Source organism: Bacillus sp. FSL K6-0073, from assembly GCF_038006085.1.
Classification (GTDB): Bacteria; Bacillota; Bacilli; order Bacillales; family Bacillaceae_G; genus Bacillus_A; species Bacillus_A cereus.
In genome coordinates this window covers 3,910,687-3,935,424 of the sequence record NZ_JBBOUN010000001.1, presented here as the reverse complement: position 1 = coordinate 3,935,424, position 24,738 = coordinate 3,910,687, and the positions used below count along the sequence as shown (strand labels likewise).

Below are 24,738 nucleotides of genomic sequence, written 5' to 3'. Positions count from 1 at the left end.
CAAGTAAAGTTCCATCAATATCAAAGAAAATCATATTACAATCTCCTTAATTACTTAGCGCTTTCTGCAAGCTCATATCCTCTTACAAACAATAAAGTCATATAAGAAACAATAAATGAGAAGATGCTGTACATGCCAACCCAAAAGAAAAATTTTGGAGTAAAGGCGATAACACCTATTATTAAAAAACTAGCAAACGTTACAATCGGCATTACGTAATACGTTTTCGTCTTGCGCGTTCCAATAACAGAAACGATAAAGATAAGTAATGGACAAATTAATAAGACGAAAATCAATTCATTCATAGGTATGTCCCCTTTTCTAATTGCAGTAATCTGTTTCTCGTAAACGTTTTGAAATAATTACTCTCCTAATATAATTTCGCTAAGTAATAACGAATCCCTCTTGAAAACTGATAATTCATGATGAATTTTACAAGCAAAAAACGTAAGCAAGAGAACACTTGCTTACGTTATAGGATAAACATCGCAACGATCGTGGTGACAATTAAACCGATAACAACCGGTAAAAAGTTTCGGCGTGCAAGTTCAAATGGATCGACTTTATAAATCGCAGCAGCAGGAATAAGTGCCCAAGGAATTAACGTCCCGCCCCCGGTCCATATAGCCGCAATTTGTCCGAGTGCTGTTAATGTAGCTGTTCCATGACCTAAAGCTGTTCCGAAAAGGTTTGCAATGGAACCAGCAAGCGATATACCGGAAAAACCAGATCCATCTAAGCCTGTTATGACACCAACGATAGTTAATGTTCCCGCCGATACATATTGGTTTAAAGGAACCGTTTGAGATAAGGCAATCCCTAAGTCGTTAATGATTCCATGTGAACCTTTCGGTAAATAGTCTCCGATAATTTTTACAAAGCCGCTATCTCCTAAATAAAAGAGTGCAGCAATTGGAATAACTGGGCCGAAAATTTTAAATCCAAATTGGAGCCCTTCTATAAAATAATCGGTCGTTTTAGTCAGCCCAGTTCCTTTGTAGGCGATGAGTGAAATGATGATAATCATAATAACAGTTGTTCCGCCGATAAGTGCAGTTGCGTCGCTTCCTTGTAGTTTAAATTGAATCATGCAAAGGATATCAATGATATATACGATAGGGATACATATAGCGAGCCATTTCTTTGTGCGAGGAGATAATGAAGTGAGCGTTTTAGAAGACTCAGTTGATGGAATAGATTCTTGTATAGATAAGCCTGTATGAAATTCTCTTCGTAAGAAGAAAAAAGCGACGGAAGTTGTTACAATGCCCATAACGATAACGAGTGGAATACTTGCAGATACGACGCTGGAAACAGGGAGACCAGCCGCGTCTGCAGTTAATTTCGATGCACCTTGAATAACGAAGTCACCAGATAAGGCAATGCCGTGTCCAAATAAGTTCATAGCAATTGCAACCCCAATTGGAGGAAGGCCGACACGTACAGCAACCGGTAATAAAATAGCTCCCATTAAGGCGACAGCTGGAGAAGGCCAAAAGAAGAAAGAAATGGTCATCATTAAAAGGCCGATAATCCAGTAGGCGAGTGTAGGTGTACGAATCATTTTTGTAAATGGTGAAATCATCGTATCATTTATGCCAGTATGAACGAGTAAATTGCTCATTGATACGATAATGGAGATGATTAATATAGTTGGTAATAGCTCAGTAATGGCGTAAATGAAACTTTGAAAAATCCCACTAATGGCAAGAGGGATAGAACTTGTTGCAGTTAATGCTAATAAAAAGATAAAAACGATACAAATGATAGTCGTATCTTTTCGGAGAATAAAAAAGGTAATAATAGTGAGTAAACAAATAATGTAGAGAGCGTGTAATAGCGTTAATTCAACTCCCATAACATTCACATCCTTTAGGCATTCGTGTAGTTTATTGTATGAAAGCAGTGAAAGTATGTGAGTATAGGAAAAAGAAAAAAGTGAAATTTCATGTACTGTAATGATAAGAATAAAAAATGGATGATACAATACAATTAATCCTAAAAATGGGATTTGAGGAGAAGGGGAATGGGGAAGTACGAATGAGAGAAAAAATAGGATATTATGGTGTGCTAGTTTGTTTACTATTATCAGTTATTTCAGGACAATTTCTTAACAGTGAATGGGTACCAGTTATATTATGTATAGGAGTATTGATTTTTGCTCCTATGTATCGCTGGAATGAATGGAAAGCATATAGTCGAAAAAAGAAAATGGTTTTCAGCATCGAATTTGTCATTATAATCAGCACAATTCCGTTTTTGTTATGGAATGGAAAGGAAATGAGATAATAGATGGAATTGTAATGTTTCAAGGGTGGTTGTTTATTGCGAAAATGCTATATTTAATATGCATTTTAATGTTGGTAGTGGTAGTCACTAAAATAGTAAACGAAAAGCTATTCGTTAATGAATAAAAGGAAATGCCACCTTATTCGGTGGCATTTTTTTCTATGATTTCAACAAGGAATAACAATTAGTTCCCGATTTGATTTTGTAATAACTTCATATCCGTCTTTCGTGATAACGATATCATCTTCAATTCTACAGCCGCCCCAGTTTGGTATGTAAATACCAGGTTCAACGGTAACGACCATACCTTCTTCTAAAGTAGCTTTACTTTCTTGGGATAAGCGAAGAGGTTCATGTATTTCTAACCCAAGACCATGACCAGTAGAGTGTCCAAAATATTGACCATATCCATGCTCAGTAATGTAATCTCTCGTTATATCATCGATACTTTTCGCAGTTTCTCCAGGCTTAATCGCTTCAGTCCCACGTTTTAACGCTTCTCGTACAACATTGTATATTTTTTTGAATTCTTCCGATGGTTCCCCGATTGCTACAGTACGTGTTATATCGGAACAATATCCGTCGTAAAGTGCACCGAAGTCTAATGTAACGATATCGCCTCGTTCGATTATTTTATTTGATGCAACTCCATGGGGAAGTGAAGAACGAACGCCTGAAGCTACAATGATTTGGAAGGAAGAAGATGTAGCCCCTTTTTTTCGCATGAAAAATTCTAATTCATCTCGAACGTCAGTCTCGCTTATTCCAGGCTTTAGAAATGTAACAATATGGTGAAATGCTTGATCAGCGATCGTAGCTGCGATTTTCATTGTTTCTATTTCAGATGTGTCTTTAATAAGGCGAATATTTTCAATGATCTCACATACTGGAACCATTTCTGTATGTATATATTTTTGTAGTTTCTTAAATTGTTGCAAAGTCATATTATTGTCTTCTATACCAAGTTTTTGAATGTTTAATTTTGATACTTGATTTGCAACTTCTTCTTCTAAATTTCCTTTATCCATAATAATTTCTGCTGCTTTTATTTCCGTTTTTGCTTGATCTACGTAACGGAAATCGGTAATAAAAATAGCTTTATGCGCAGAAATTAAGACAACGCCTGCGCTACCTGTAAAGCTTGTTGCGTATTGACGGTTTTCTTTCTTTGTAATAAGTAACCCGTCGATTCCGTAATTATGTAGTTGTTTTTGGATGTTAGTTATTCTTATATTCATTTTAATTCCTCCTTTTTACATTAATAAAGCAAGAATTGTGCCAATATATTTATTTAGAATAAAAGAGAAGAGGGTAGCTGTGTGTCAAAAAAACTAGACGGATGTAAAATAAATATATATAAAATTTTTACAGTAAGTTTTTATGTGAATAAACAATAATGTAAACTTGCAAACAAAATCTTTTTAATTTAAATATTATATTTTTTGTATAAATAAATTAAAAAATTGGTATAATAAGGGATTGTTACGTTTTTTTGTAGGTAAAGAGATGTAACGAAAAAATTGGGTTAAGGAATGTGAATGTATGAAGAAATTAAGTAAAGTAATGTCATTTTGTTTGGCCGCTAGTATGCTTGTTATAACGGGGTGTGAAACAAGTGAAAACAAAGTTCAAGTGAATAAAATGATTGACCAGCTTGATGAAGCGCCAGAAGTGACAGAAAAAGAAGCAAAAAAGATTGTAAGAAAGAATGTAGATGGAATAGCAAACGCGTTTAGTGAGATGGAAAAAGAAAATGGATGGAGCCGAAATAATCCTGGGGATTTAGAGACAGTTAAAAAAGGAGTTAAGGGATTAGTTTCAGAAAAGTTTGTAGAGAATCAGCTTCCTGAATTGCTTAATAACTTTAATAGATCGAGAGAGACTGATATGTTACCATTCCCAAATTATTTTCAATCTGAAATAAGATTTTCTTCTTCACAAGATAAAGAAAATTTAACGGTACATACATTAAGTTTAGAAGATGAAATAGGTCATGCGGCCCAAGAATGGGAATTTCATTTGGTGTATAAAGAAGGGGAATGGTTAATGGATAAATGGTCATTCGTTTTTCCTGAAGATTTAAAACTTACAAAAGAAGAAGCAAATAGAATTTTACAAATGCCAGACGATAAGAATGTGTCATTTGTAAGTGAAGAAAATAGTGGCGATAAGAAATATATATTCAAAGATAGTAACGGATTAATTACTGTAAATGCGAAAACATCTCTTATTTCATACAATGTAGATGAAAATAGGTATGAAAAAGTAACGAAAGAAAGAAATATTCAAGAAACAGAACAAGTACAGAGAAAGGATTCCAGTGCGTATACAGGCTCAAAAGACGAGAAACAATCGCAAAAAGAATCTTCTTCAAAGATAGATAGAGCAAATGTTTTAAGCGAATTAGCTGCTATAGATAAACAAGAAAAACATACGAATGCTATGTCAACCAATGATATAGTAAATGAAATAGAAGGAAATTATGAACTGTGGGATAATAAACTAAATGAAATTTACAGTACATTAAAAAGTACGATGTCAGCTGATGCGTTCCAGTCGTTAAAAACGAAACAAATTGCGTGGGTTAAAGAAAAAGAAAGTAAAGTTAAAGCAATTGGTACTGATACAAATAACGGAACGATGAGGCGTATCGAAGCCTCAGAAGAGAAATATAAGATGACAAAAGCAAGGTGTTATGAATTAGTAAATGGGTATATGAATTAGTGTGAACGAATATAAAAAAATGCGTTGCTTATAAGCAACGCATTTTTTTATTTACGCTTTTAATTTCATTACAATATCAACATCTGGTGTTACATATACGGTTTGCTGATTGTCGTACGTAACAAAACCAAGTTTTGCACCACTCGGTTTTTTGACATGGCGTATTTTGGTGAAATCAACAGGTACAGAGCTAGACTCTTTCGCTTTACTGTAATAGGCAGCAATTTTGGCAGCTTCTAGTAAAGTTTCTTCAGCAGGCTCTAAAGAACGAATGACAACGTGAGAGCCAGGTATGTCTTTCGTATGTAACCAAATTTCATCACGGCGGGCAAACTTCGTTGTTAAATAATCATTTTGTTTATTGTTTTTACCAACGAAAATCTCTGTGCCATCACTTGCTACATATTTATCTAATACTGGTTTAGTAGGCTTTTTCTTTGCGTTTTTCGTTTTACGATTGCGCACATAACCTTCTTCAGCTAATTCCTCACGAATTTCTTCAATATCTTTTGAAGAAGCAGCTTCCATTTGTTGAAGTAAGCTATCAAAATAAAGAATTTCTTCATTTGTTTTTTCGATTTGTTCTTCTACAACAACAACTGAATTTTTTGCTTTTTGATACTTTTGGAAATAGCGTTGTGCATTTTCAGATGGTGTTTTTAAAGGATCTAATGTAATTTTTACAGTTCCACCATTCTCATCGTAATAATTAACGACCTCAATATCTTTATCGCCCTTTTTTAAAGCGTACATATTGGCTGTAAGTAGCTCTCCAAATAGTTGATATTTATCTGCTTTTCCAGCATCTTGCAGTGTTTTTTCGAGTTTAATGAGTTTTTTCTCGTTTTTATTTTTTTCGTTTTGCATAAAGCGTTCTAAATCATGAGCTTGTTGTTTTACACGATCACGTTCTGCTTTGCCAAAGAAGAAACGATCTAACAATTCGCTCACTGATGAGAATGTTTTTTCTTCTCCTTGCAAGTGTGTAAGAGGGAAAAGATAAAAGAATTCTTTTCCCTTTGCAGTAATCATTGTAGGTGTATATGCATGAGATAGTAATGGTGTTTGTATAGAGAAAAATGCTTCTGATAATGCTTTCTCGTTTACCATACCGGCTTTCTTTACTACTTCTTTTGCAAATAATGGGGATATTCCCATGAAAGCACCGACGAGTTGTTTATCCATATTTCCAGATAGAAAGTCTAGCGGTCTAATAAAATCATCTGCAGTTTCAATTTGCAGAGGATTGATTTTATGTTGGGCTGGTGGCGCGACGTACTCAGCACCAGCATATACAGTTCGGTGACGGTTTACGGCTAATGAAACGTGTTTTAAGCTATCTAAAATCACGTTTGTTTTCGTATCTAATAAGATAATGTTACTATGTCGTCCCATTATTTCAATTACTAATGTTTTTAATGATTCGTCTCCGATTTCATTACGACTGCGAACTGTAATTTGAATAATGCGTTCTAAGTCGATTTGTTCAATTTTTTCAATAAATCCACCTTCTAAATGTTTGCGAAGAAGCATACAGAACATCGGCGGTATTGCTGGCGAATCGTAGTTTTGATTCGTTAAGTGCATACGCGCATATGTAGGATGAGATGAAAGAATTAGTTTTTGGTTCTTTCCATTCGCTCGAATATGTAATAAAATCTCGTATTTTGAAGGTTGATATATTTTGGAAATTCTTCCTGTGTAAAGAGAATTTTCAATTTCATGTGTAATCGCTCTTGTAAATAATCCATCGAATGCCATAAATGAACACTCCTTTCTAACTAAATGTTAATTATAGCATTTTTTTGGACGAGGCTGAATAAGCTTTCAATAGAGTATGTCTGGAATCAGGAGGTCGATAGCAGGATGAACTGGTATGGAATGCGAGCACATGAAGTGGAAGAAAGAACGAATACGAATGTAAAGGTTGGACTTACAGAGAAAGAAGCAGAAGGGCGAGTAAAGAAATTTGGTACTAATGAATTAGAAGAAGCAAAAAGGCCTTCTGCACTAATGGTATTTTTAGCACAGTTTAAAGATTTCATGGTACTCGTTTTGTTTGGAGCAACAATTGTTTCTGCGTTTTTAGGTGAATACATTGATTCTATTGCTATTGTTGCCATTGTTATTATCAATGGTATTCTCGGCTTTTTTCAAGAAAGAAAAGCTGAAAAATCATTGGAAGCTTTAAAGGAACTAGCCGCTCCGCAAGTTACTGTAATGCGGAATGGAAAGTGGGTAAAAGCACCATCTAAAGCACTTGTTTTAGGGGATATTATTAAGTTTTCCAGTGGTGATCGTATTGGGGCTGATGTGCGTCTTGTTGAGGCATCAAGTTTATATATTGAAGAGTCTGCTTTGACAGGGGAGTCCGTACCTGTACAAAAGAAGGTAGAAGCATTGCAAGGGCAAGATGTTGCAATTGGGGATCAAAAAAATATGGCTTTTATGGGGACAATGATTACGCGAGGATCTGGTACAGGAGTTGTTGTAGCAACTGGTATGAATACAGCGATGGGGCAAATTGCAAATATGTTGCAAAATGCAGAGCAAATGGAAACGCCACTGCAAAGAAGGTTAGAACAGCTCGGAAAAATATTAATTATTGTAGCTCTTATTTTGACAGCGCTCGTTGTATTGGCTGGTGTGTATCAAGGGAATGAAGTATATCATATGTTTTTAGCTGGCGTATCGCTAGCTGTTGCGGCTATTCCAGAAGGATTGCCAGCAATTGTTACAGTAGCTTTATCACTTGGTGTACAGCGTATGATAAAAAAGAGAGCAATTGTAAGGAAGTTACCGGCCGTAGAAACGTTAGGCTGCGCTTCTGTTATATGCTCTGATAAAACGGGAACAATGACGCAAAACAAAATGATGGTAACACATATGTGGTCAGGCGGAGAATTGTGGAAAGTGACAGGGCAAGGATATGAACCTAATGGCTCTTTTATGAAAGGTGAAAAAGAAGTGAATCCAGCTAAGACAAAATCACTTTATCAGCTACTTACATTTGGTTCACTATGTAACAATGCAAATATTATTCAAAAGAAAAAGGCGTACGTATTAGATGGAGATCCGACAGAGGGAGCGCTTGTAGCTGCAGCAATGAAAGCCGGGATAACACGTGAGGCATTAAAAGGGAAATTTGAAATTATTCGTGAATTCCCCTTTGATTCAACTCGAAAAATGATGAGTGTTATTGTACGAGATCGAGAGGGGAAAAAGTTTATTGTTACGAAAGGAGCACCGGATGTTCTTTTGCAACTGAGTCAAACAATCTTATGGGGGGATAAGCAGCAGCCGTTAAGTGAGCTATATAGAAAAGAAGTACAGGCGGCTATTCATAGCTTAGGTAGTCAAGCGCTTCGAACAATTGCAGTTGCGTTTAAACCTTTAAAAGTCACGGATTCTATTGAACATGAAAGAGACGTTGAAAAAGATTTTATGTTGGTTGGAATACAAGGTATGATTGACCCGCCAAGGCCAGAAGTGGCGCAGGCGGTAAAAGAGTGTAAAGAAGCTGGTATTCGAACAGTAATGATTACAGGTGATCATAAAGTGACAGCAATGGCGATTGCTGAACAATTAGGAGTTTTACCACCAGATGGACGCGTTGTTGAAGGAGTAGAACTCGCGAATATGGATGTGGAGGAATTAGAAAATGTTGTAGAAGATACGTATGTATTCGCTCGTGTATCACCTGAGCATAAATTGAAAATTGTTAAGGCACTGCAAAATCAAGGACATATAGTAGCGATGACAGGTGATGGAGTGAACGATGCTCCAGCGATAAAAACAGCGGATATTGGGATAGCGATGGGAATTACAGGGACAGATGTTGCGAAAGAAGCCTCTTCACTTGTTTTACTAGACGATAATTTTGCTACAATTAAATCAGCAATTAAAGAAGGAAGAAATATATATGAGAACATACGTAAGTTCATTCGCTACTTATTGGCGTCAAATGTTGGAGAAATTTTAGTTATGTTATTTGCGATGTTACTTGCATTACCACTGCCGATGGTTCCTATTCAAATTTTATGGGTGAACTTAGTTACTGATGGTTTACCAGCGATGGCATTAGGTTTGGATAAGGCTGAAGGAGATGTGATGAAGAGAACACCGCGTCACCCGAAAGAAGGGGTATTCGCTAGAGGGCTTGCGTGGAAAATAATAAGTCGAGGGTTTTTAATTGGGGCAGTGACGTTAGTGGCGTTTATTATTGCGTATAACCAACATCCAAATGAACTGAAATATGCACAAACTGTAGCGTTCGCGACGTTGGTACTTGCTCAGCTTATTCATGTATTTGATTGTCGTAGTGAGCATTCTGTCTTTCACCGTAATCCATTTGGGAACGTGTATTTAGTAGGGGCGGTTATTATTTCGTTACTACTCATGCTAGTGGTTATATATTATCCACCGTTACAACCAATCTTTAGCACAATGCCGATACAAGCAAGAGATTGGTTATTAATTGGAGGTTTGTCATCAATTCCGACTTTCTTACTAGTAGGTTCTTTATTAACAGGGAAAAAGGCTAAGAAGAAAAAGCCGATATTATATAAGAAGGGATTAAACTTGAAATAGTCAATGTTATGAAAATGTGATATAATTTACAGAAGGTAGTAGAGCCTTGTCTCTATTACCTTTTTCATTGAGTTATTTTATGGCTTGGATGTGATAAAAATGATTTCTAGTATGACAGGGTTTGGAAGATCGAAAGTAGAAAGTGATACTTTTCAAATTACAGTAGAAATGAAATCGGTGAACCACCGTTTTTTAGAGATGAGTATTCGACTTCCTAAGCAAATGATGGTATTTGAGGACAAAATTCGTAAAATAATTGCACAGCAAGTTCGACGTGGACGCATTGAAGTGTCTATTAGTATAGCGGGTGAAGGACTTGTTGAAAGAAAATTAAGTGTGAATTGGTCACTTCTTGAGCAGTACCAATCGATGATGGAAGATATAAAAGGGAAATTTCAATTACAAGATTCTATTACACTTCAGCAATTAATGGCAATGCCAGAAGTAACAGCAATTGAAGAAATAGAAAATGTAAATGAACATTTTGAGAACAGTTTATATGAGGCTGTTCGTCAAGCTGCTCATATGTTGAAAACGATGAGAGATGGCGAAGGAGAACGATTACATAAAGATATAGCGTATCGTTTACAAGAGATTAGCAATTGTGTAAATGCAATTATTCCACATGCACCAATTGTTACACAAAAATATCGTGAACGATTAGAAAATCGCTTAAAAGAATTACATAATCAAGATCTAGATGAACAAAGATTGCTAACAGAAGTCGCAATCTTTGCAGAGCGTTGTGATATTCATGAAGAGTTAGTTCGTTTGCAAAGTCATTTAGAGCAATTTCGTGAAACATTGCAGATTGAAGAGCCTGTTGGAAGGAAAATGGATTTCATCGTGCAAGAGATGCATAGAGAAATTAATACGATTGGTTCTAAGGCAAATGACTTAACAATTTCAAAATATGTTGTAGAAATGAAAAATAACCTTGAAAAAATTCGTGAACAAGTACAAAATATTGAGTAGCTTTCAAAAAATATATAAAGTTATACGTGGTGGAGAAATCGGATAGACTTACTAGGAGGCGCAAACTATGGCCATGCGGTTTTTAAATATTGGATACGGAAATATTGTATCTGCTCATCGAATTATTGCTATTGTAAGTCCGGAGTCAGCTCCTATTAAACGAACAGTACAAGAAGCACGCGAACATAATGCTTTGCTTGATGCTACGTATGGGAGAAAAACAAGGGCGGTTATTGTTATGGATGATGGGCATGTTGTATTAAGTCCAATTCAACCAGAGACGATTGCACATCGTTTGAATAATAAAGAAGATTTAAGTGAGGAAGGGTAGGTTTTACATATTTATGAGAAGTAGAAGAGGATTGCTCATCGTTCTTTCAGGGCCTTCTGGGGTTGGAAAAGGGACGGTTCGTAAAGAGCTGTTTAGCCATGAGGATACACGTTTTCAGTACTCTATTTCAGTAACGACACGTAAGCCGCGTGAAGGTGAAGTAGATGGTGTGGATTATTTCTTTAAAGAAAGAGAAGAATTCGAGGAAATGATTCGTAATGAAAAATTACTTGAGTGGGCTGAGTTCGTAGGTAATTATTACGGAACACCGATTGACTATGTTGAAAAAACATTACAAGAAGGAAAAGATGTATTCTTAGAAATTGAAGTGCAAGGAGCAATTCAAGTTAAGAAAGCTTTCCCAGAAGGTGTATTTATTTTCTTAGCACCTCCAAGTTTATCTGAACTAAAAAGCCGTATTGTCGGACGTGGTACAGAGACTGAAGATGTTATTGAAAATCGTTTAACTGTAGCGAAAGAAGAAATCGAGATGATGGACGCTTACGACTATGTAGTAGAAAACGATCAAGTTGAATTAGCTTGTGATAGAATTAAAGCAATTGTGGTTGGCGAACATTGCCGCCGCGAAAGGGTAGCAAAATATTATAAAGAAATGACGGAGGGTCTATAATTATGTTAAATCCATCAATTGACTCATTACTACAAAAAATCGATTCTAAGTACACATTAGTAACAGTAGCTGCAAAACGCGCGCGTGAAATGCAACTTGCTAATAACTGTGTTGTAGAAAAACCTGTTTCTCATAAATGTGTAGGTAAAGCATTAGAAGAAATCGATGCAGAAGCATTAAGCTACGTACCAAGTGAAGATAAAGTAGCTGAATAAGCCTTTGCCTTCGACAAAATAAAACATAGACTTTATAATTTTCTATGTAACGGTAACAACCTATTTACAAGTAGGTTGTTATTTTTTTACGAAAGGAATGAAATATTGGTACTGACGAGCTGAGAATTCTATTTCAGTATTATAAGTTTGAAAAAGAAAGAGGACGAGTCATATGCTAAAAGGGAAAAAGATACTTCTATGTGTAACAGGAGGCATTGCGGTTTTTAAAGCAGCTGCGTTAACGAGTAAATTGACACAATCTGGCGCGATTGTAAAAGTAATGATGAGTGAGTCGGCAATGAAGTTTGTTACGCCTCTTACATTCCAAGCGCTTTCTCGCCATGATGTATATACGGATACATTTGATGAGAAAGACTCAGCTGTTATTGCTCATATTGATGTAGCAGATTGGGCGGATGTTGTACTTGTCGTACCTGCTACTGCCAATTGTATTGGAAAGTTAGCTGGTGGTATTGCAGATGATATGATTACAACTACTTTGTTAGCTACTACAGCTCCGGTATGGATTGCGCCTGCTATGAATGTGCATATGTATGAAAATAAAATAGTTCAAAAAAATATGATGACATTGAAAACGCTAGGATATACATTTATTGAGCCTGGGGAAGGCTTTTTAGCATGTGGATATGTAGCGAAGGGACGACTAGAAGAACCTGAAGCAATTATCGCACGGTTAGAGGAAGCTTTCTCAGAACACAAACCATTGCAGGGCAAAAGAATATTAATAACTGCTGGCCCAACACGTGAAAAGGTTGATCCAGTTCGTTTTATGACAAATTTTTCTTCTGGAAAAATGGGGTATGCGATTGCGGAAGTGGCAGCGAATTTAGGCGCTGATGTTATACTCGTTTCAGGACCGACAGCATTAAATCCACCGTTACATGTAACGACAGTGCAAGTGGAATCTGCACAAGATATGTTAGAAGTGGTTCTTCAACATTATCAAAACGTAGACGTTGTCATTAAAACAGCAGCAGTTGCAGATTATCGTCCGAAATATGTTCATGAGAATAAAATGAAAAAGCAAAATGGTGATGCTGTCATTGAACTTGAAAGAACGGTGGATATTTTAAAAACGTTAGGTCAGAAAAAGGATAAACAGTTACTTATCGGTTTTGCTGCTGAAACGACAAATGTAGAGGAATATGCAACGAAAAAACTACGTGAGAAAAATGCAGATATGATTGTCGCGAATGATGTAAAAGCGCAAGGAGCTGGATTTGGCACGGATACGAATATTGTAACAATGTATAGAAAAGATGGAAAAGTTATTGAGTTGCCACTTTTAATGAAAAAAGAGGTAGCTCGTGAAATATTGAAGCAAATTGAAATGATGTTAGAAGATGATCGTTTATGAAATTTGCAAGTGTCATTGTTGATGTACCTGCCCGTCAGACAGATCGACCATTTGATTACATTATCCCTAAAAAATGGGAAGATATTGTACAGACAGGAATGCGTGTAGTAGTTCCGTTTGGCCCAAGAAAATTGCAAGGTTTTATTATTGGGATTAAAGATTCGGTGGATGTAGAAAGTAAGAAGTTAAAGACAATCCATGAAATATTAGATGTAACACCGGTTTTAAATGATGAATTATTAAAGCTTGGATATTGGCTTACAAGTGAAACGTTATGCTACATGATTTCAGCTTTTCAAGTGATGCTTCCAACTGCGATAAAAGCAACGTATAAAAAACGTCTACAACTTTGTAAACAGGAAGAAATAGCACCTGAAATACTATATTTATTTCAGGATAAAGAAGCAATTGATTTTGAAGTAATCGAGCAACAGCCACATTTATACCGAGCTATTCAACAAGAAATTAAAAATGGTACGGTTGAAGTCGTTTATCAAGTGAAAGATAAAGTACAAAAGAAGAAGCAAAGAGTGGTTCAGCCGGAGTTGCCAGAAGATAAATTGGAATTAGCGGCATTTGAACTGAAAAGTAAAAAACAACAAGATGTACTTTATTATTTTGTGGAAAATTATAAAAGTGCACCGTTGAAAGTAATTACAGAAGAGTTACAAATAACAGATGCTCCAATAAAAGCACTTGTTAAAAAGGGATTCATTTCAGAAAAGTATGTGGAAGTATACCGAAATCCGTATGACGATGATGATTTTGAACAAACAAAACCATTTCCACTTACGGAGGAACAAAAACAAGTTATTACACCGATTTTATCATCAATTACAAATGAAACTTATAATCCATTTTTACTATATGGTGTTACAGGAAGTGGAAAGACAGAAGTATATTTACAATCTATAGCAGCAGTGCTCAAGAAAGGAAAAGAAGCTATCGTTCTTGTTCCTGAAATTGCACTAACGCCCCAAATGGTGGATCGTTTTAAAGGTAGGTTTGGCTCACAAGTTGCAGTTCTTCATAGTGCGTTGTCTGTTGGAGAAAAGTATGACGAGTGGCGTAAGATTTTAAGAAAAGAAGTGAAAGTTGTAGTTGGTGCGCGTTCAGCTGTTTTTGCGCCTTTTGAGAATTTAGGGATTATTATTATTGATGAAGAGCATGAATCAAGTTACAAACAAGAAGATAATCCGAGGTATCATGCAAGAGATGTAGCTGTCTGGAGAGGACAATATCATAAATGTCCTATCGTTCTTGGTAGTGCGACACCAACACTTGAATCGTTTGCAAGGGCGAAAAAAGGTGTTTATGAACTATTAACAATGGAAAAACGTATGAATGAACAAGCTTTACCAACGGTAGAGATTGTTGACATGCGAGAAGAACTTCGTGACGGGAATCGATCAATGTTTTCTAAGGCGCTGCATGAAAAAATAGCAGATCGATTAGAAAAGAAAGAACAAATGGTACTCTTTTTAAATAGAAGAGGTCATTCTACATTTGTTATGTGCCGTGATTGTGGGTATGTTGTTCAATGTCCGCATTGTGATATTTCATTGACATATCATAAAATGAATCATCGTTTAAAATGTCATTATTGTAGTTACGAAGAGAATATGCCAACTGAGTGTCCAGCTTGTCAAAGTACATACATTCGTTTCTTTGGTACAGGTACACAAAAGGTAGAAGAAGAAATTACAAAACTATTTCCAGAGGCACGAGTCATTCGAATGGATGTAGATACGACAAGTCGAAAAGGAATGCATGAAAAATTATTAAAGGCGTTCGGGGAAGAAAAAGCAGATATATTACTCGGAACACAAATGATTGCTAAAGGATTAGATTTTCCGAAAGTAACGCTCGTTGGGGTTTTAACTGCAGATACGATGCTTCACTTACCTGATTTTCGGGCGAGTGAAAAGACATATCAGCTATTGACGCAAGTAAGTGGACGAGCAGGTAGACATGAATTGCCAGGGGAAGTTGTGATTCAAACGTATACGCCAGAACATTACAGTATAGAGTTAGCGAAGAACCAACAATATGATGTGTTTTTTGACCAAGAAATGCAAATGAGACGAACAAGACAATATCCCCCATATTACTATGTTGTACTCGTAACTGTATCTCATCCTGAATTATTAAAAGCGGTACAAGTGACGGAAAAAATTGCCTCGTATTTACGAACGCATTGCTCACAGCAAACAATGGTGCTAGGACCAGTTGCTTCAGCGATTCCAAGGATAAAAGATAGATATCGTTATCAATGCATGATAAAATACAAACGGGAACCAAACTTAAAGAACGTGCTCAAAATGGTAAATGAACATTATCAAGCAGAAATGCAAAAAGAGCTACAAATCTCAATTGATTTTAATCCAACAATGTTAATGTAGCGGAGGGAAATATGGCAGTTTTAGAAATAATAAAGCATCCAAATGAAGTGTTAGAAACACCATGCGAAAGAGTAATTAACTTTGATAAAAAGTTAGTGAAATTGTTGAAAGATATGCATGAAACAATGTTAATTGCGGACGGAGTCGGTTTAGCTGCGCCTCAAGTAGGTGTAAGCTTGCAAGTAGCGGTTGTTGATGTCGATGATGATACTGGGAAAATCGAGTTAATCAATCCATCAATATTAGAAAAACGTGGTGAACAAGTAGGTCCCGAAGGCTGTTTAAGCTTCCCGGGACTTTATGGTGAAGTAGAACGTGCCGATTATATTAAAGTAAGAGCACAAAATCGCCGTGGGAAAGTATTCTTATTAGAAGCGGAAGGATTTTTAGCGCGTGCAATTCAACATGAAATCGATCATTTACACGGTGTTTTATTTACATCGAAAGTGACAAGATATTATGAAGAAAACGAACTAGAATAGGTGTTAAAAGGAGCGGTTTTTAAATGATAAAAGTAGTGTTTATGGGAACACCGGACTTTTCAGTGCCGGTGCTTCGTCGTCTTATTGAAGATGGCTATGAGGTAGTAGGTGTTGTGACGCAACCTGATCGTCCAGTAGGTAGAAAAAAAGTATTAACACCTACACCTGTTAAAGTTGAAGCGGAAAAACATGGTATCCCTGTGTTACAGCCGTTAAAAATTCGTGAAAAAGATGAATATGAAAAAGTATTGGCATTAGAGCCAGATTTAATTGTAACAGCTGCATTTGGGCAGATTGTACCAAATGAAATTTTAGAAGCACCGAAGTATGGATGTATTAATGTTCACGCTTCTTTACTTCCTGAACTTCGTGGTGGTGCACCAATTCATTATGCAATTATGGAAGGTAAAGAAAAAACAGGTATTACAATTATGTATATGGTAGAAAAATTGGATGCTGGTGATATCTTAACGCAAGTGGAAGTTGAAATTGAAGAGCGTGAAACGACAGGCTCATTATTTGATAAATTAAGTGAAGCAGGAGCACACCTTCTATCTAAAACAGTACCTTTATTAATCCAAGGTAAGTTAGAACCGATTAAACAAAACGAAGAAGAAGTAACGTTTGCGTACAATATAAAACGTGAGCAAGAGAAAATTGATTGGACAAAAACAGGTGAAGAAGTATACAATCACATTCGCGGATTGAATCCATGGCCAGTTGCTTATACAACTTTAGCAGGACAAGTTGTTAAAGTATGGTGGGGAGAAAAAGTGCCTATAACTGAACCGGCTGAAGCAGGTACAATTGTTGCAATCGAAGAAGATGGTTTTGTTGTAGCAACGAGTAATGAAACAGGTGTTAAAATTACTGAATTGCAACCTTCTGGTAAAAAGCGTATGAGTTGTTCACAATTTTTACGTGGAACAAAACCTGAAATTGGAACGAAGTTAGGAGAAAATGCATGAGGCAAAATGTTCGTGAATTAGCTCTTGATGGTTTAATTCAAGTGGAAAAAAGTGGTGCATATAGCAACTTACTTTTAAATAATCTAATTGAAAAAAGTGCAATTGATAGAAAAGATATTGGTTTATTAACTGAAATTGTATATGGAACGATTCAACGTCGTGACACATTAGATTATTATTTACAGCCTTTTCTAAAAAAGAAGGTTGAGGCGTGGGTAAGAGTATTGCTTCGCTTATCTTTATATCAAATGATTTATTTAGACCGAGTGCCAGAAAGAGCGGCTATTCATGAAGCGGTTGAGATTGCAAAGCGTCGCGGGCATAAAGGAATTGCTGGTATGGTGAACGGTGTATTACGTTCGATTCAGAGAGAAGGTGTACCTTCTGTAGATGAAATCAAGGATCCAGTAGAACGTCTTGCAATTACAACAAGTCATCCAGTTTGGCTTGTCCAAGAGTGGACTTCAGAATACGGTTTAGAAACTGCAGAAAAAATGTGCGAAGTAAACATGTTACCACCTGTACCAACAGCGCGTGTGAATGTTGATAAGGTAACGGTAGAAGAAGCGATTGAGTTGTTGGCAAGTGAAGGTATAGAAGCAAAACGTGGTGACTTATCAGATGATGCAATTCAGATTGAAAGAGGAAATGTAGCGCATACAGAAGCGTTTAAAAAAGGATTTCTTTCTATTCAAGATGAAAGTTCTATGCTTGTAGCACGCGCTTTAGAACCGAATACGGGAGATGCAGTTCTTGATAGTTGTGCTGCTCCAGGCGGAAAAACAACGCATATCGCGGAACGATTAAAGGGAACTGGTAAGGTCATGTCCCTTGATTTACATGCACACAAAGTACGTTTAATTAAACAGCAAGCAGAGCGACTTGGTCTAGAAAATGTCGAAACTAAAGCGCTAGATGCTAGAAAAGTGCAAGAACACTTTGCGAATGAAACGTTTGATAAAATATTGGTAGATGCACCGTGTTCTGGATTTGGTGTAATTAGACGTAAACCTGATATTAAGTTAGGAAAAGATAAAGGCGATAGTGAAAGATTATCGACGATTCAAATTGCAATACTAGAAAAAATAGCACCATTATTAAAACAAGGTGGTCGTCTTGTTTATAGTACGTGCACAATTGAGAAAATAGAAAATGAACAAGTAATAGAGAAATTTTTACAAGAACATCCTGAATTTGAATGGGATACTACGCTTAAAGAGCGTATGCCAGAAAAATTAACTCCGTATATTGATGAAGGTCAAGTACAAATTTTACCGCATTATTTTGCGACGGATGGCTTTTATATTGCTTGTTTAAGGAAGAAGGTGTAGCATCATGGAAACGACTGTAAGAAAACAAAAGAAAAATTTAGAAACGAAGAAACCATCAATTTACTCTTTACAACTTCATGAAATGCAAGATTGGTTAAAGGAACAAGGAGAACCGAAGTTCCGTGCTGGACAAATTTTTGATTGGTTATATAAAAAACGTGTAAAAAATTATGAGGATATGTCAAACCTTTCTAAAGGATTGCGTGATAAATTGTCGAATTCCTTTGATATTACTACTTTAAACACGTTAGTAAAACAAACGTCTTCGGATGGAACAATTAAATTCTTATTCCAATTATATGACGGATATTCTATTGAAACGGTATTAATGCGACACGAATATGGAAATTCCATTTGTGTAACAACGCAAGTTGGTTGTCGTATTGGGTGTACGTTCTGTGCTTCGACACTTGGTGGATTAAAGCGAAACCTAGAAGCTGGAGAAATCGTAGCGCAAGTAGTAGAAGTTCAGCGCGCGCTTGATGAAACAGAAGAACGTGTAAGTTCTCTTGTTGTTATGGGGATTGGAGAACCATTTGATAACTATGATAATTTAATGGGATTCTTACGCATCATTAACCATGAAAAAGGACTTCATATTGGTGCGAGACATATGACTGTTTCGACGAGTGGAATTATCCCGAAAATTTATAAGTTTGCTGAAGAAGATCTACAAATTAATTTTGCGATTTCATTGCATGCTCCAAACTCAGAATTACGTTCAAAATTAATGCCGATTAACCGTGCTTATAAATTACCAGATTTAATGGAAGCTATTAAATACTATGTAAATAGAACAGGGCGTCGTATTACTTTTGAATATGGATTATTTGGAGGAGAAAATGACCAAGTAGAGCATGCTGAAGAGCTTGCTGCGCTCTTAAAAGGTGTAAAATGTCATGTGAACTTGATTCCGGTAAACTACGTACCTGAACGTGATTATGTACGTACGCCACGTGAACAAATTTTCTTGTTCGAGAAAACGTTAAAAGATCGTGGAGTAAATGTAACGATTCGCCGTGAACAAGGTCATGATATTGATGCAGCCTGCGGTCAGTTGCGTGCGAAGGAGCGCAAAGAAGAGACGAGGTGACGAGATGAAAGCCGTATTTCTATCGGATAAAGGAAAAGTTCGTCAACATAATGAAGATAGTGCAGGAGTTTTTCACAATTTAGATGGAAATGTATTAGCGGTAGTAGCAGATGGAATGGGAGGTCATCGAGCTGGTGATGTAGCTAGCTCGATGGCCATTCAATTATTCCATGATTATTGGAAGCAAACACATAATATGAATGAGCCGAAAAAAGTAGAACAATGGTTACATACTAGTGTTGGGATTATTAATGAGCGTATATATGAATACGCTCAGCAAAATGCAGAATGTAATGGTATGGGAACAACGCTTATAATAGCTGTTTGTACACCAAGCTTTGTGACAATAGGGCATATAGGAGATAGTCGTTGCTATATGGTATCAGAAGGAGAAATGACGCTAGTAACGGAAGATCATTCGCTTGTAAATGAGCTTGTGAAACATGGTGAAATTTCAAAGGAAGACGCAGAGTATCATCCGAAAAAGAATGTGTTATTAAGAGCATTAGGAACAGAAGAAAAAGTTGGGTTAGATGTTAAAACGTTGGTGATTGAGGAAGATGATCAATTACTTCTTTGCTCTGATGGGTTATCAAACAAAGTTTCTATTGATGATATGCGACAAATTTTACAGTTAAATGAACAGCTTGAAGGTAAAGGGCAGTGTCTCATTCAATTGGCAAATGATCGCGGTGGAGAAGATAATATCACACTTGTTCTTATTGATTATGCGGGTTCGACAAACGAAAGTAGGTGAAGTGCAACGTGCTGATTGGAAAACGCTTAAATGACCGTTATAAGCTGCTGAAAATGATTGGTGGTGGCGGAATGGCCAATGTATATTTAGCTCATGATGATATACTTGGCCGAGATGTAGCGGTAAAAATATTAAGACTCGACTACTCAAATAACGAAGAGTTTATTAAACGTTTCCATCGAGAAGCGCAGTCTGTTACAACGTTGTCGCATCCAAATATTGTGAATATGTATGATGTCGGAGAAGAAGATGGTATATACTATCTTGTTATGGAATATGTACCAGGGCAAACATTGAAGCAATACATAATTGAGCGAGGGATGTTACCTATAGGAGAAGCTCTTGATATTATGGAGCAGTTAACATCCGCTATGGCACATGCCCATCATTTTGAAATTGTGCATCGTGATATAAAGCCGCACAATATTTTAATTCGAGCTGATGGAATAATAAAAGTAACAGATTTTGGAATTGCGACAGCTACAAGTGCAACAACAATTACACATACAAATTCAGTGCTCGGTTCAGTCCATTATTTATCACCAGAACAGGCACGTGGCGGGATAGCAAATAAACAATCAGATATCTATTCTCTTGGGATAGTTATGTTTGAATTGTTAACAGGAAGACAACCGTTTTCTGGCGAATCTGCTGTTGCCATAGCTTTAAAACATTTACAAAGTGAAATCCCATCACCAAAAAGATGGAATGAAAATATTCCGCAAAGTGTTGAAAATATTATATTAAAGGCAACTGCAAAAGATCCGTTTCACCGATATCAATCTGCCAATGCGATGAAGCGAGATATTGAAACTGCGCTATATCCAGAGAGGATAAATGAGCAACCATTTTACATACCGGAAGATATGGAAGCGACGAAAGCGATTCCGATTATTCAACAAGAACAATTATTTGAAAATGTAAGTGATGAAACGATTGTTTTAAAAGGGAGTAAGGTGGAAGAACCGATAAGAGCAGAAGCAGCTGAGTTAGATAAGAAGAAAAAACGGAGTAACAAGTGGCTTAAAGTTTTAATTTCAACATTTTTATTTTTAGCAATAGGAATAACATTAGCACTTACGGTTATTCCAGGATTATTTATTCCGAAAGATGTGAAAGTTCCTGATGTGGCTGGTATGAAATACACGACAGCTGTAAATACATTAGTAGAAAAGGGCTTTGAGGTGACGGAGCCTAATATTGTATATACAGATGATGTTGAAGTTGGGGATGTAATAAAAACGGACCCTGTAGCAGGAAGAGTCGTAAAAGAAAACGCTAAAATTACTATCTATCAATCAGGTGGAAAAAAGAAAAGTAAGATGGCAAATTTCACAGGTCAAAACTTTGAGAGTGTAAAAGCTGAGTTAGAAGAAAAATATAAACAAGTTACGGTAAATTATATTGAAAATGATAAGCCGAAAGGTGAAATTGTAGAACAAATTCCGACGCCTGATCAGATGGTTATAGAAGCGGAGCAAGAACTGAAAATCTGGGTAAGTAAAGGGCCTTATCAAATTAGACCAGGTGACTTTTCGGGGTGGACTGAAAATAGTGTAACTGGTTATTTGAATGAGAGAAAACTAACGTCAGATATAAAACGAGAGTATTCAGATACAGTCGAAAAAGGACTTGTAATTTCGCAATTTCCAAAACCAGGTACACCATTAAAAGAGGGAGATAAAGTAACTATTATTATCTCTGATGGTCAAAAGCCTAAAGTGACTAAAACGGTAAAAGTGGACAATATCTCTATCCCATATGAGCCTGCTGTAACAGGTGAAAAAAAGCCGCAAACAATAGAAATTTATAAAGAAGACATGCAGCAAAAAATGGATAGACCGGTTGAAACGAGAACAATTACTGAATCAGCGACTATTTCTTTAGAATTTGTAATTCAAGAAGGTTCAAAGGGACACTATAAAATTGTACGGGATGGAGTAACGATTATTGATAAAGAAGTACCATATCCAACTCAATAATAGTGAAAGTCTACTTATTATTATTATTGCCTGTTATGCTGTCTACAAAGTGGACGGTATAGCAGGCAAAAATATATGATTCAAAAAGCTAGTAAAGTGATGCAGCTGTAAATATTTTTTTGCATTTAATGGGAAATTCAATGTATATTAGCGAAAGTATATATGGTAGGTTTTGAAATCGTTATTTGGAAAATTTAAATCCATTCATTTTTAAATTCAGCATCACCTTATACAAAAAAGGAGAATTCTATGCCAGAAGGAAAAATTATAAAAGCTTTAAGTGGGTTTTATTACGTGCAGCATGAAGAAGGGGTTACGCAATGTCGTGGGCGAGGTGTATTTAGAAAAAATAAAATTACACCACTTGTAGGAGACCAAGTTGTTTTTCAGGCAGATAATCCAACTGAAGGTTATGTGTTTGAAGTGTTTGATCGAAAAAATGAACTTGTTAGACCTCCTATTGCTAATGTCGATCAAGCGATCCTTGTGTTCTCTGCAGTAGAACCAGATTTTAATCCTGGACTGTTAGATCGATTTTTAGTGCTGATTGAATATCATAACATTAAGCCAATTATTTGTATTAGCAAGATGGATTTAGTAGATGAAAAGATGAAAGCAACTGTTGAAGCTTATGCGAATGATTATCGTGAGATGGGTTATGATGTTTTATTTACTTCTATTAATACGTCAGAAAGTATTGATATATTAAAACCATACTTAGAAAATTGTGTTTCTGTCGTTGCGGGTCAATCTGGTGTTGGGAAATCTTCAATGCTTAATGTGCTACGTCCAGAATTAGAGCTGAAAACAAATGATATTTCCTCCCATTTAGGACGCGGGAAGCATACGACAAGACACGTAGAATTAATTGCAATTGGGAGTGGGCTAGTAGCAGATACACCGGGTTTTAGTTCACTAGATTTCATTGATATAGAAGTAGAAGATCTTACATATTGTTTTCCAGAGTTGAAAGAAGCGAGCCAATACTGTAAATTTAGAGGGTGTACACATCTTTCTGAACCGAAATGTGCGGTGAAAGCTGCGGTTGAAGAAGGGAAGATTACAGAATATCGCTATAAGAACTATAAACAATTCGTAGAAGAAATTAGAGAGAGAAAGCCGAGGTATTAGTTATGATTAAAATTGCACCATCGATTTTATCAGCAGATTTTTCAAAATTAGGGGAAGAGATTAAAGATGTAGAAAAGGGCGGAGCGGATTACATTCACGTTGACGTAATGGATGGACATTTCGTACCAAATATTACGATTGGACCGTTAATTGTAGAAGCAATCCGTCCGATTACATCATTACCATTAGATGTACATTTAATGATTGAAAATCCTGATAACTATATCCCGACTTTCGCACAAGCGGGAGCGGATATTATTACTGTTCACGTAGAGGCGTGTCCGCATCTACATCGTACAATTCAGTTAATTAAATCTCATGGTATTAAAGCGGGCGTTGTATTAAATCCACATACGCCAGTTTCAGTGATTGAGCATGTATTAGAAGATATAGATATGGTATTACTTATGACAGTAAACCCTGGATTTGGTGGACAGAAGTTTATCCATTCTGTATTACCGAAAATTAAACAAGTTGCAGACATGGTGAAAGAGCGCAATCTAGAAGTAGAAATTGAAGTTGATGGTGGTGTAAATGCTGAAACAGCAAGACTTTGTGTGGAAGCAGGAGCAAATGTACTTGTAGCTGGGTCAGCAGTATACAATCAAAAAGACCGCGGTGAAGCAATTCGCGTAATTCGTGGGTAGTGATGAACTTTTATCCTAGTAAGGTATTTATAGGATAGGATAAAAATATGTAAAAAGGCAATCTACCGAATGGCAGATTGCCTTTTTACAATGGAAGGAGAAGAAAAAATGATTATTCATATTTTGGCAGGAGGACCTTCGGAATATTGCGCAGATTTTGCTCGATACGAGAATGAGGAAGTAGTGTGGGCAGCGGTTGATAGGGGAGTATACCGTCTATTAAAGAAAGGGATTATCCCGGCTGTTGCGTTTGGAGATTACGATTCAGTTACTGAAGAAGAATTAGTATGGATGGGACAGCAAACGAACGAATTACATATTGTTCCGCGGGAAAAAGATCAAACGGATTTAGAAATTGCAATCAACTGGGCATTAGAACAGAAGCCGGCACTAATTCGTATTTTTGGTGCTACTGGTGGAAGGCTTGATCACGGTTTGGCAAATATACAGATGCTTTTAAAAGGGTTAGAAGTAGAGATAGAAATGTGTATTGTGGACAATAAAAATGAAATAACAGTTAAAAAAATGGGTACACATATAATTGAAGAAAATAAAAATTTTCCTTATGTATCTTTTGTACCAGTTACTGAAATAGTGGAAGGGATTACATTGTTTGGTTTTAAGTACCCTCTTACTAATAAAACAATAGAGTGGGGATCAACACTTTGTATTAGTAACGAACTCGTTGAGGAAAAAGGTACTTTTTCATTTACTTCTGGCATATTAATGTTGATAAGAAGCACTGATTGAAGAAACAATTTTGCTCCTTACATCATATAGTGACCAAGTGGAGTAATGGGGATTAGGAGGGA

The 24,738-nt window shown here is 36.4% G+C and carries 21 protein-coding genes and 1 pseudogene; 18 read left to right on the top strand and 4 right to left on the bottom strand.

Going from position 1 to position 24,738, the window contains the following annotated elements; genetic code table 11:
* Positions 1 to 50: 50 nt before the first annotated feature.
* Together MHB52_RS20180 and MHB52_RS20175 are read right to left on the bottom strand one after the other, a co-directional pair.
* Positions 51 to 305 carry a YbeF family protein gene (locus MHB52_RS20180; RefSeq protein WP_001003933.1) on the bottom strand — a complete coding sequence of 85 codons (255 nt, stop codon included), beginning with the start codon at positions 303 to 305 and terminating at the stop codon, positions 51 to 53.
* A 167-nt stretch (positions 306 to 472) separates the two neighbouring features.
* Positions 473 to 1,858, bottom strand: a complete 1,386-nt coding sequence (locus tag MHB52_RS20175; protein ID WP_061663495.1) for a hypothetical protein — start codon at positions 1,856 to 1,858, stop codon at positions 473 to 475.
* Between the two features lie 182 nt (positions 1,859 to 2,040).
* Between MHB52_RS20175 and MHB52_RS20170 the strand changes: the two are divergent.
* Positions 2,041 to 2,414 (top strand): annotated as a pseudogene (locus tag MHB52_RS20170) (YoqO family protein).
* A 42-nt stretch (positions 2,415 to 2,456) separates the two neighbouring features.
* On the opposite strand, the gene MHB52_RS20165 reads toward MHB52_RS20170, so the two are convergent.
* Positions 2,457 to 3,527, bottom strand: coding sequence for a M24 family metallopeptidase (locus tag MHB52_RS20165; RefSeq protein WP_044795365.1), 1,071 nt, complete (start codon positions 3,525 to 3,527; stop codon positions 2,457 to 2,459).
* 304 nt (positions 3,528 to 3,831) lie between these two features.
* Between MHB52_RS20165 and MHB52_RS20160 the strand changes: the two genes are divergently transcribed.
* Positions 3,832 to 5,013, top strand: a complete 1,182-nt coding sequence (locus MHB52_RS20160) for a lysozyme inhibitor LprI family protein (protein ID WP_000736523.1) — start codon at positions 3,832 to 3,834, stop codon at positions 5,011 to 5,013.
* A 51-nt stretch (positions 5,014 to 5,064) separates the two neighbouring features.
* Here MHB52_RS20160 and MHB52_RS20155 read toward each other — a convergent pair whose 3' ends face one another.
* Positions 5,065 to 6,774, bottom strand: coding sequence for an Rqc2 family fibronectin-binding protein (locus MHB52_RS20155; RefSeq protein ID WP_061663123.1), 1,710 nt, complete (start codon positions 6,772 to 6,774; stop codon positions 5,065 to 5,067).
* 105 nt (positions 6,775 to 6,879) lie between these two features.
* Between MHB52_RS20155 and MHB52_RS20150 the strand changes: the two genes are divergently transcribed.
* The 16 genes from MHB52_RS20150 (at position 6,880) to MHB52_RS20075 (ending at position 24,676) form a co-directional block, all read left to right on the top strand.
* On the top strand, positions 6,880 to 9,603 hold the full coding sequence (locus tag MHB52_RS20150; RefSeq protein WP_001104775.1) for a calcium-translocating P-type ATPase, SERCA-type: 2,724 nt from the start codon (positions 6,880 to 6,882) through the stop codon (positions 9,601 to 9,603).
* A 99-nt stretch (positions 9,604 to 9,702) separates the two neighbouring features.
* Positions 9,703 to 10,578, top strand: coding sequence for a YicC/YloC family endoribonuclease (locus tag MHB52_RS20145; RefSeq protein ID WP_000625869.1), 876 nt, complete (start codon positions 9,703 to 9,705; stop codon positions 10,576 to 10,578).
* 67 nt (positions 10,579 to 10,645) lie between these two features.
* Positions 10,646 to 10,909, top strand: coding sequence for an extracellular matrix/biofilm regulator RemA (gene remA, locus MHB52_RS20140; RefSeq protein ID WP_001251456.1), 264 nt, complete (start codon positions 10,646 to 10,648; stop codon positions 10,907 to 10,909).
* Between the two features lie 13 nt (positions 10,910 to 10,922).
* On the top strand, positions 10,923 to 11,540 hold the full coding sequence (gene gmk, locus MHB52_RS20135) for a guanylate kinase (protein WP_001257741.1): 618 nt from the start codon (positions 10,923 to 10,925) through the stop codon (positions 11,538 to 11,540).
* A 2-nt stretch (positions 11,541 to 11,542) separates the two neighbouring features.
* Positions 11,543 to 11,755, top strand: a complete 213-nt coding sequence (rpoZ, locus tag MHB52_RS20130) for a DNA-directed RNA polymerase subunit omega (RefSeq protein WP_000933960.1) — start codon at positions 11,543 to 11,545, stop codon at positions 11,753 to 11,755.
* A 172-nt stretch (positions 11,756 to 11,927) separates the two neighbouring features.
* A complete protein-coding gene (gene coaBC, locus MHB52_RS20125) occupies positions 11,928 to 13,133 on the top strand; it encodes a bifunctional phosphopantothenoylcysteine decarboxylase/phosphopantothenate--cysteine ligase CoaBC (RefSeq protein WP_061663124.1) in 1,206 nt (401 codons plus the stop codon).
* The gene (gene priA, locus MHB52_RS20120) at positions 13,130 to 15,535 is read left to right on the top strand and encodes a primosomal protein N' (RefSeq protein ID WP_016118548.1); all 2,406 of its coding nucleotides are present in this window, start codon (positions 13,130 to 13,132) and stop codon (positions 15,533 to 15,535) included. Before coaBC ends, priA begins: the two co-directional genes overlap by 4 nt.
* Before the next feature lie 11 nt (positions 15,536 to 15,546).
* Positions 15,547 to 16,017, top strand: coding sequence for a peptide deformylase (gene def, locus MHB52_RS20115; protein ID WP_000279455.1), 471 nt, complete (start codon positions 15,547 to 15,549; stop codon positions 16,015 to 16,017).
* Between the two features lie 23 nt (positions 16,018 to 16,040).
* Positions 16,041 to 16,985, top strand: a complete 945-nt coding sequence (fmt, locus tag MHB52_RS20110; protein WP_000598804.1) for a methionyl-tRNA formyltransferase — start codon at positions 16,041 to 16,043, stop codon at positions 16,983 to 16,985.
* Positions 16,982 to 18,316 carry a 16S rRNA (cytosine(967)-C(5))-methyltransferase RsmB gene (rsmB, locus tag MHB52_RS20105; protein ID WP_001249666.1) on the top strand — a complete coding sequence of 445 codons (1,335 nt, stop codon included), beginning with the start codon at positions 16,982 to 16,984 and terminating at the stop codon, positions 18,314 to 18,316. Before fmt ends, rsmB begins: the two co-directional genes overlap by 4 nt.
* 4 nt (positions 18,317 to 18,320) lie before the next feature.
* Complete coding sequence (rlmN, locus tag MHB52_RS20100; RefSeq protein ID WP_000450541.1) at positions 18,321 to 19,409, top strand: 23S rRNA (adenine(2503)-C(2))-methyltransferase RlmN; 1,089 nt, start codon at positions 18,321 to 18,323, stop codon at positions 19,407 to 19,409.
* A gap of 4 nt (positions 19,410 to 19,413) precedes the next feature.
* Positions 19,414 to 20,166: a Stp1/IreP family PP2C-type Ser/Thr phosphatase gene (locus tag MHB52_RS20095; protein ID WP_000648703.1), complete on the top strand. Its 753-nt coding sequence runs from the start codon at positions 19,414 to 19,416 to the stop codon at positions 20,164 to 20,166.
* Positions 20,167 to 20,174: 8 nt separating this feature from the next.
* Positions 20,175 to 22,148 (top strand): Stk1 family PASTA domain-containing Ser/Thr kinase, encoded by a 1,974-nt coding sequence (gene pknB, locus MHB52_RS20090; RefSeq protein ID WP_000904748.1) that lies wholly within the window; start codon positions 20,175 to 20,177, stop codon positions 22,146 to 22,148.
* A gap of 249 nt (positions 22,149 to 22,397) precedes the next feature.
* Positions 22,398 to 23,279 (top strand): ribosome small subunit-dependent GTPase A, encoded by an 882-nt coding sequence (gene rsgA, locus MHB52_RS20085; RefSeq protein WP_061663125.1) that lies wholly within the window; start codon positions 22,398 to 22,400, stop codon positions 23,277 to 23,279.
* Between the two features lie 2 nt (positions 23,280 to 23,281).
* Positions 23,282 to 23,926 (top strand): ribulose-phosphate 3-epimerase, encoded by a 645-nt coding sequence (rpe, locus tag MHB52_RS20080; RefSeq protein WP_000589974.1) that lies wholly within the window; start codon positions 23,282 to 23,284, stop codon positions 23,924 to 23,926.
* Positions 23,927 to 23,995: 69 nt separating this feature from the next.
* The gene (locus tag MHB52_RS20075) at positions 23,996 to 24,676 is read left to right on the top strand and encodes a thiamine diphosphokinase (RefSeq protein ID WP_033683160.1); all 681 of its coding nucleotides are present in this window, start codon (positions 23,996 to 23,998) and stop codon (positions 24,674 to 24,676) included.
* The last annotated feature ends 62 nt before the right edge of the window (positions 24,677 to 24,738 follow it).

What these genes read in the sequence shown, in the direction of transcription:
- remA (WP_001251456.1), top strand. Translation starts at nt 10,646, where the DNA reads ATGGCCATGCGGTTTTTAAATATTGGATACGGAAATATTGTATCTGCT.
- MHB52_RS20150 (WP_001104775.1), top strand. Translation starts at nt 6,880, where the DNA reads ATGAACTGGTATGGAATGCGAGCACATGAAGTGGAAGAAAGAACGAAT.
- MHB52_RS20160 (WP_000736523.1), top strand. Translation starts at nt 3,832, where the DNA reads ATGAAGAAATTAAGTAAAGTAATGTCATTTTGTTTGGCCGCTAGTATG.
- rsgA (WP_061663125.1), top strand. Translation starts at nt 22,398, where the DNA reads ATGCCAGAAGGAAAAATTATAAAAGCTTTAAGTGGGTTTTATTACGTG.
- fmt (WP_000598804.1), top strand. Translation starts at nt 16,041, where the DNA reads ATGATAAAAGTAGTGTTTATGGGAACACCGGACTTTTCAGTGCCGGTG.
- MHB52_RS20165 (WP_044795365.1), bottom strand. Translation starts at nt 3,527, where the DNA reads ATGAATATAAGAATAACTAACATCCAAAAACAACTACATAATTACGGA.
- gmk (WP_001257741.1), top strand. Translation starts at nt 10,923, where the DNA reads ATGAGAAGTAGAAGAGGATTGCTCATCGTTCTTTCAGGGCCTTCTGGG.
- rlmN (WP_000450541.1), top strand. Translation starts at nt 18,321, where the DNA reads ATGGAAACGACTGTAAGAAAACAAAAGAAAAATTTAGAAACGAAGAAA.
- MHB52_RS20180 (WP_001003933.1), bottom strand. Translation starts at nt 305, where the DNA reads ATGAATGAATTGATTTTCGTCTTATTAATTTGTCCATTACTTATCTTT.
- rpe (WP_000589974.1), top strand. Translation starts at nt 23,282, where the DNA reads ATGATTAAAATTGCACCATCGATTTTATCAGCAGATTTTTCAAAATTA.
- rpoZ (WP_000933960.1), top strand. Translation starts at nt 11,543, where the DNA reads ATGTTAAATCCATCAATTGACTCATTACTACAAAAAATCGATTCTAAG.
- MHB52_RS20095 (WP_000648703.1), top strand. Translation starts at nt 19,414, where the DNA reads ATGAAAGCCGTATTTCTATCGGATAAAGGAAAAGTTCGTCAACATAAT.
- MHB52_RS20145 (WP_000625869.1), top strand. Translation starts at nt 9,703, where the DNA reads ATGATTTCTAGTATGACAGGGTTTGGAAGATCGAAAGTAGAAAGTGAT.
- MHB52_RS20175 (WP_061663495.1), bottom strand. Translation starts at nt 1,858, where the DNA reads ATGGGAGTTGAATTAACGCTATTACACGCTCTCTACATTATTTGTTTA.
- rsmB (WP_001249666.1), top strand. Translation starts at nt 16,982, where the DNA reads ATGAGGCAAAATGTTCGTGAATTAGCTCTTGATGGTTTAATTCAAGTG.
- coaBC (WP_061663124.1), top strand. Translation starts at nt 11,928, where the DNA reads ATGCTAAAAGGGAAAAAGATACTTCTATGTGTAACAGGAGGCATTGCG.
- MHB52_RS20155 (WP_061663123.1), bottom strand. Translation starts at nt 6,774, where the DNA reads ATGGCATTCGATGGATTATTTACAAGAGCGATTACACATGAAATTGAA.
- def (WP_000279455.1), top strand. Translation starts at nt 15,547, where the DNA reads ATGGCAGTTTTAGAAATAATAAAGCATCCAAATGAAGTGTTAGAAACA.
- priA (WP_016118548.1), top strand. Translation starts at nt 13,130, where the DNA reads ATGAAATTTGCAAGTGTCATTGTTGATGTACCTGCCCGTCAGACAGAT.
- MHB52_RS20075 (WP_033683160.1), top strand. Translation starts at nt 23,996, where the DNA reads ATGGCAGATTGCCTTTTTACAATGGAAGGAGAAGAAAAAATGATTATT.